The 5,545-nt window shown below is 44.9% G+C and carries 4 protein-coding genes and 1 pseudogene; 3 read left to right on the forward strand and 2 right to left on the reverse strand.

What is annotated here, in order from left to right:
- Positions 1 to 1,039 (forward strand): DNA polymerase II large subunit (locus HA494_03560; GenBank protein ID NHV96846.1); only part of this gene is annotated, 1,039 nt, incomplete at its 5' end.
- A gap of 7 nt (positions 1,040 to 1,046) precedes the next feature.
- Here the strand turns inward: HA494_03560 and HA494_03565 are convergent.
- Both HA494_03565 and HA494_03570 read right to left on the reverse strand, forming a co-directional pair.
- A complete protein-coding gene (locus HA494_03565) occupies positions 1,047 to 2,411 on the reverse strand; it encodes a serine hydroxymethyltransferase (GenBank protein ID NHV96847.1) in 1,365 nt (454 codons plus the stop codon).
- Between the two features lie 240 nt (positions 2,412 to 2,651).
- Positions 2,652 to 4,269 (reverse strand): annotated as a pseudogene (locus HA494_03570) (FMN-binding glutamate synthase family protein).
- A gap of 224 nt (positions 4,270 to 4,493) precedes the next feature.
- Here HA494_03570 and HA494_03575 point away from each other — a divergent pair.
- Together HA494_03575 and HA494_03580 are read left to right on the forward strand one after the other, a co-directional pair.
- On the forward strand, positions 4,494 to 4,664 hold the full coding sequence (locus HA494_03575) for a preprotein translocase subunit Sec61beta (GenBank protein ID NHV96848.1): 171 nt from the start codon (positions 4,494 to 4,496) through the stop codon (positions 4,662 to 4,664).
- 15 nt (positions 4,665 to 4,679) lie between these two features.
- On the forward strand, positions 4,680 to 5,545 hold an 866-nt coding region (locus HA494_03580; GenBank protein ID NHV96849.1), incomplete at its 3' end, for a DUF2070 family protein.

Here is a 5,545-nt window from a genome sequence, read left to right on the forward strand (position 1 = left end):
GCAGATCGTTGAGCTTTTCGTGCAAGACGTAATTCTGCCGATGGAAGCTGCTGCGCATCTTCTAAATGTAGCGAGATTTATTGACGAACTACTTACAAAGTTCTACGGGTTAGAAGCTGTTTACAACTTTAAAGACAAAGACGATCTTATTGGCTGCTTGATTGTAGGGCTTGCCCCACACACTTCAGTCGGCGTTTTAGGGCGGGTAATCGGCTTCACCGACACACAAGTATGCTACGCACACCCATATTGGCATTCAGCAAAAAGGCGTGATTGTGATGGAGACGGTGACAGCATTATGTTGCTGCTTGATTTATTCCTAAACTTCTCTAGAGAGTTTCTACCTGAGCAGATAGGCGGCTTAATGGACGCACCTCTTCTTTTACAACCCATAATCCTTCCAAAGGAACTTCAGCGGCAAGCCCACAACTTTGACTGTGCAGCAGAATACCCTCTCGCCTTCTATGAAGCTACTCTGAGAAGAGAAATGCCGCAGAATGTTTTGGATCTGATCGACGTTGTGAGGAAAAGGTTAAATAAGAAGGAGCAATACGAGGGCTTCCACTTTACACACCACACAAACTATCTAGCAATAGGTAGATCCAGAAGTGCCTACTCCACACTAAAAACCGTGGCTGAAAAAGTGGAGAAACAGGTTGAGTTGGCTTCGTTAATAAGAGCTGTAGACCCAGCGATAGTTGTCTCTTCGGTGCTTAAAACTCATCTACTACGTGATATACAGGGGAACTTAAGCGCGTACACGACCCAGAAGTTCAGATGCAGAAGATGCGGCGAAAGTTTTAGGCGCATACCTTTACGGGGCATCTGCCCGGTCTGTGGAGATGTGCTTCTGGCTACGGTAAGCCAGAGCTCTATTGAGAAGTATGTTGGTCTAGCTGCTAGGCTGCTGAATAGATTTGATGTCGAAGAGTATCTAAAGAAGCGATTTGATGTATTGATGAGAGAATTAGAGGAGCTCTTTGGAACTAAGCAAAGCAGATTGCAAGCAGATTTACTTTCTTACCTATCTTCTGAGTAGCGTTATTCTATCTTATCTTGATGTAAGAGTAGGCTTCTCTCTTGCTTTCAAAAGCGTAGTGAACCTTTTGATAGCTCATCCTAAACGCTCTAACCTTTTCACGTACAATTTTTGGCTCCGCTTTATCTACTATCACCATCTTTATGAATTCGGCGATCTCCTCCATTTCACCCTCTTTCATACCCAATCTCGTAACTTCAGCTACCCCTAATCTGAGCCCACCTGGTTGCATATAGTTTCGACCGGCTTTAACGTCACCCGGAATAAGCTGCCTATTGACTATAATATTGCATTCTTCGAGCGCCTTCTCTAAAGTACCGCCGTCACCATACTTCGTAACATCCAAAACTACCTGGTGAGATCTAGTAAATCCTTTTTCAGCACCAAGAACTTGAATTCCTCTGTTGTAGAGTGCTTGCGCTAATGCTTTCGCATTCTTAACGACTTGGGATGCATAGGCTGAGCCGAACTCCAACATCTCTGCAAACGCTATCGCCTTACCAGCCATGTGATGAAGATGATGATTGCTTGTGGTCCCTGGAAAGACCGCTTTCTTTATCTGTTTAGCAAACTTTAGGAATGAAACGATAGCTCCGCCTTGAGGTCCGAAGAGTGTCTTGTGCGTGCTGAGTGTCATAACATCTGCGCCCTCTCTTAATGGGTCTTGAAATTGTCCACCAGCTATCAGCCCAGCCACGTGTGCTGCGTCATAGCATACTAACACATCATGTTGGTGTAGTATGTCTGACAGCTCCTTTACTGGCTGTGGGAAGAGGAGGAGGCTTCCACCTAACATAGCGAGTTTAGGTTTTTCGCCCCGCTTAACCATATCTTCAATTTCTTTTTTCGCTTCATCTACATCAATATTCATCTCATTCTTATCAAAAGGTAAATATTCGACTCTTAATCCGTGGACTAAACCAGCAGTGCCGAAGAGTTCCTTTCTCCCCGTAGATATGTGGCCACCGTTAGGTATCGCCAAGCTGAGCATTATATCATTAGGCTCTGTAAACGCTGAATACACAGATAGGTTGGCGCACACACCAGAAACTGGGCGAACATCGGCGAACTCAGCCTTAAAGAGTATCTTTGCGAGCTCAATACAGACGTTTTCAACCTGATCTATGTAGATACAGCCCGCATAGACTCTCTCACCAGGCCAGCCTTCAGCATATCTATTGCCGAAGTCACTTACTATAGCTTCACGAACGGCCGGAGAAGGGACGTTTTCGCTAGCGATAAGAGGTATGCATTCGGAGAACCATCGGTGATGCTCCTCAAGTAACCTTAGAACCTCACTATAATAGTGGAAGGCTGTGCTGCTACCCAAGTCTATCGAAGACAGCCTTAACCAAGCATCTATTTTAAACATTGTCCACAAAATCTCACAGCACGATACTTTGGTGGGTAGAGGGCTATTGCTTCTGGCAAAGATTTGATTTCCTATAAACCTCTAGCCAAGATTCAATAAAATAAATAGAAATATGATGTTTTTACACATTATGTTTAAACTAGATATTAGTACACGTTATGATAGAGACCTCGACGTTAGCGAAGCGCTTAAACGGGTTTAATGGTGTTTGTTTGGCGAGCTGTGTTTAGATCCCGCTTTCTACACAGAGTCTGTGAGTATCTGATCTATTAGATCTAGGTCGCTTTCGTGTGGCAGTGGGATCCCTGTGGCTTTTGAGGCTCTTTCGGTTAAAGCAATTAAGTTGCTTCTGTCGAGTAGAGATAGGCGGAATCTTCTGGAGCCAGCCATCAGCTGCTGTAATCCGGTTCTGATTCTATCGTGAAGATAGCTGTAGAGTCCTACTGCTTCCCAAGGTATCTTGTCGAACGTTTCACGATACTTTTCTCTTAATTCAGCTGAGCAGCGGAAGAACCTTTCAGGAGTTGAGCCATATTCATCTGCGAAGCTCCTAGGCAGTCTACCTGTTCTCGCCAACTCCACATAGTATCTCGCCTTCATTACCGCTGTGATCGGCGCTCTTCCCATGACCACCCCTTTAACTAACGAACCGTCTCCAAAATTGCTTAGTGCTATCGCCTTATAGATCTGACTCTCCTCTATGAAACCACCCGCCATAACTATGTCTGGTAAAAAGGAGCCTTTCTTCTTTAGAATCTGAGCGCAGCGTAAGATAATCGCTTCCAGATACACTGTAGGTATACCCATCTCGTCCATCATCGACACAGGGCTCATGCCCGTTCCTCCACCCGCCCCATCGAAAGTTACATAATCAAATCTGGCTTGAGAGGCAATCTTGAGTGTGTAAGCGACAGCCGCTGGCCTGTACGCTCCAGTCTTAAGCCCCACCCTCTTTGCACCCTGACTTCTAAGCCACTCTACATCCTCTATAACAGCAGTTGCATCTATAACTCCAACTCGGCTGTGCCTCTCGAAGGAGTCAAAGAGCTTCTGCTTGAACGCTTCTTGAACCGCGCGATCTTCTGGATCTGGTATAACTATGTAACCTCTCTTCTTTAATTCAATAGCGTGGTCTAAATCTCTAACCCTTATCTCCCCTCCTATAGCCTTCGCACCCTGCCCCCACTTGCGCTCTATCGAGCTTACTTCAAGCTTTGATAATGCGTAAACGTCTACGCCTAATCTTTGATCTTCGACATTTGTCTGGATTATCACATCACCATACTCTCCATCGTAGAATGATCTGTAAGTTTCGACTCTTCTTTTGAGCTCCTTAGAGTAGGTTAATTTCCCGTTTGTTATCTGTGCATCTGGATCTACCCCACAAACATTTTCGCCAATTATGATGCCGATTCCGGAGATTGCAGCACCGATAGCCAACCCATCCCAGTTCAACCTTGCGACATCTGTAGACCCGTAAGCACCTATGAGAATAGGAAGCTTTAAGCAGATCCCACCTATAACCGTCTCGGTCGATGCTGCAGGGAAAAGCATCTTATCCGGATTCTGCTCTATACCATTTACACCGAAGAGTTCCGCCTGTATATTAAAGTGCGACCAGTCAAGACCAAAGTCCTTTTAGCGCTCCTGCAGTGCTGTAGCCGAAATACTTTGGTTGTGGGTACAGCGCTTCTCTACCTCGAAACGCTGCTAACCCTATCTGGCAGAGTGTTGGGCAATCATATATGCAAATTGGACACATTCCGCTTATACTACTCGTATCTTTCACTCTTGTTAGGGTACCTGTGGTGGATTTCGCATTAAGATACGAGGAATTTGGTAAGACGCGCTCAGGCATGTCGCCTTAACCCGCAACGTTAAAACTATATATTATGATTACAAAATTTAAGCGTAGAAAGGTCCTCAAATAGACCCAAACAACCGAACAATAGCACATAAAGTACACAAATAATTGAAACGAATAACCTCTCATTAGACTAGCCAACAACACTAACCACTCAAGGTGATCAGAAAGATATTTTAATCTCCTCTTTTGGTGTTGTTCTGGTTAGGTGTAGGTAGATGAGTCAGAGTAAAAAGAAGCAGGCCCCTCTTCCAGCCTCAAGTGCTGGGCTGCTTCGCTTCTTTGAAGATGAAACTAAAGGTGTTAAGATTAGGCCTGAACTCGTAGTCGCCATGTCTGCGGCGTTGATCGTTATATCCATCTTGATACGAATCTTACTTCCCACGTAACAAAAGGGGCCTCTATTGAAAGCTGCAGCCAACCTGCAGAGGCGATATAGTCTATTATTTAGACTACCTTCTACCAGAGCTTCTGCTACGATAAGTGTGTTGAGTGTTGTGGTGCTTAGCCTTCTACCAGCCTTCTTAACGACTTTATCCGCCATTACATATCTTCTACCCTCTTCACTACTCTTACTACTACTCTCCTTCTTGTTAGAGAGAGCGCTGCTAGCCAACTACCCTGTAGCCACTTTAAGGCGGCTGATGGCAATATCTTATGTAGCGAATGGTTGCTGGATTACGCTAGCCCTATTGGGTTTAGCCCTATCTCCTCTACTACCTACAGTTCTTTCTACGTTATTCATCTTAGGTTTCTTCCTTGCCGTAGCTTTCCGTTTACTGATATTTGTTTCAGCGGTATGTGGTGGCGATCTTAAGGGTGTAATTGCGGCGATCTTCCAACCACTCGCACTCTTCATACTAATCTACTTTATGGCACAAAATATTATACTGAGTAACCCAACAACATTTATCTTAGGCTCTCTTTTCGTCGCTTCTGTCGGGATCTATCTTGTGGTGGTTGATAGGGCGTCAGGCGATAGATCACTTAACTCTTTGAAGATGCTCCGAGCATTTTTAGAGGCTTGGGCTGCTGAGAAACCGGATCTGCTTGAGCGTTTGATAGAAGAAAGAAGTGAGGAAGCTCAGATCAAGACTTATCTTCTTGCCTTCTCTACCAACTATACTAACCCTGCTATAGTGGTTTCTGACGTACACCCCGGCCCATTTGCTAATGTTGGCAGCAGTAATATACCGTTCGAAATGCAGCAGCGGTTGTCGGATAAGTTTGCACCTTTAATCTTACATAGCTTTTCAAGCCACGACCTGAA

The sequence above is a fragment of the Nitrososphaerota archaeon genome (assembly GCA_011605775.1).
Taxonomy (GTDB): Archaea; Thermoproteota; Nitrososphaeria; order Nitrososphaerales; family JAAOZN01; genus JAAOZN01.